A 1,663-nucleotide genomic window follows, 5' to 3' on the forward strand; every position below is an offset into this window, starting at 1 on the left:
TGACCCTGGCTGTGTGAAAAGCCACGAGTCGGTTACGATTCCTCCGTTTCCTGATGGGGGATGTGGATGGGACGCTTCGTTGAAGGCGCGGACAGATCCCAGCTGACGCTCTTGCCGGAATGTCTGGAGGATTGGGTAGACGAGGGCAACGCGGTCCATGTGATCGATGTGTTTGTCGAGGCGCTCGACCTGCATGGAATGGGATTTGAGCGTGTGATCGCCAAGGAGACGGGCCGGCCCTCCTATCATCCAGCAGTCCTTCTGAAGCTTTACATCTACGGTTATCTCAATCGGGTGCAATCCAGTCGCCGCCTGGAACGTGAGGCGTGCCGCAATGTCGAGGTGATGTGGCTGATCGGGCGCTTGGCTCCCGATCACAAGACGATCGCCGATTTCCGGAAGGATAATGGCGCGGCGATCCGGAAGGTTTGTGCGAAGTTCGTTGCGCTATGCCGGCAAATGGGCCTGTTGCAGACCCCAAGCGTCGCAATCGATGGCAGCAAGTTCAAGGCAGTGAACAACCGCGATCGCAACTTCACGCATGCCAAGATGGCGAGGCGGATGGCGCAGATCGAGGAAAGCGTCGGTCGATATCTGCGTCAACTCGATAGCGCCGATCGGCAGGAGCCATCGGAAGCGATCAGCATCAAGACGACGAGGATCAAGGAAAAGATCGCTCGGCTGAAGCAGGAGCTGAGCCGCCTGGAAGTGCTTGATGCGCAGATGCGCAACACGCCGGATCAACAGATATCGCTGACCGATCCGGATGCCCGTTCGATGGCCACCAGCGGACGCGGATCGGGTGTCGTCGGCTACAATGTCCAGGTCGCGGTGGACACCGAACACCATCTGATTGTTACGCATGAGGTCATAAACGTCGGCAACGACCGTGGGCAGCTTGCTCGGATGTCGAAGCAAGCCAAAGAAGTGCTCGAAGTGGACAAACTCGAGGCGGTCGCCGACCGTGGCTACTTCGACGGAGAAGAGATATTGGCCTGCGAAGAGGCTGGCGTTGCAGTCACGCTGCCCAAGCCCATGACGTCGAACGCCAAGGCGGAGGGTCGGTTCGGCAAACAGGACTTCGCCTACCTGCCTGATGAGGACGTTTACCGCTGCCCGTCCGGCCAGCTGCTGCCCTACCACTACACCAACATCGAGCACGGAATGACGCTGCGCCGTTACTGGTCGACAGCAGCGTGCCAAGGCTGCGCGATCAAGAGCCAATGCACGCCGTCAAAGGAGCGCCGCATCACGCGCTGGGAGCATGAGCATGTGGTCGAGGAGGTCCAGAGACGGCTCGATTCCAATCCCGACGCCATGCGGACGCGGCGCGAGACGGTCGAGCATCCCTTCGGCACGATCAAGGCCCGTATGGGTGCGACCCACTTCTTGATGAAGCGCCTACGGAATGTCGCCGCTGAGATGGCGCTGCATGTTCTCGCCTATAACCTCACACGGGTGATGAACATCGTCGGCAAACCGCGCCTGATTGCAGCCATCCGCGCCGCTTGAAGGCCGGAAAGTGCCTCCAAAAGCGCAATATCGCGTCGCGATACCCACTTTGGCCAGTCATTGGACGCTCCGACGCGAGACATCGGCCGCCTGCAACGATTGGCGACCACGGCCGCGTGCCGACCTATCCGTTTGCACACACCCAAGACCC

At 60.0% G+C, this 1,663-nt stretch carries 1 protein-coding gene; it reads left to right on the top strand.

Annotation, left to right across the window (positions count from 1 at the left end):
- The first annotated feature begins 66 nt into the window (after positions 1–66).
- Complete coding sequence (locus tag AB4Z51_RS44795) at positions 67–1,512, top strand: IS1182 family transposase (protein ID WP_135217344.1); 1,446 nt, start codon at positions 67–69, stop codon at positions 1,510–1,512.
- The last annotated feature ends 151 nt before the right edge of the window (positions 1,513–1,663 follow it).

Origin of the sequence: Bradyrhizobium sp. 2TAF36, from assembly GCF_052114925.1 — a bacterium.
Classification (GTDB): domain Bacteria; phylum Pseudomonadota; class Alphaproteobacteria; order Rhizobiales; family Xanthobacteraceae; genus Bradyrhizobium; species Bradyrhizobium barranii.

Bases quoted from the DNA above. Each gene is read 5' to 3' on its own strand.
- AB4Z51_RS44795 (WP_135217344.1), top strand. From the start codon at position 67: ATGGGACGCTTCGTTGAAGGCGCGGACAGATCCCAGCTGACGCTCTTG.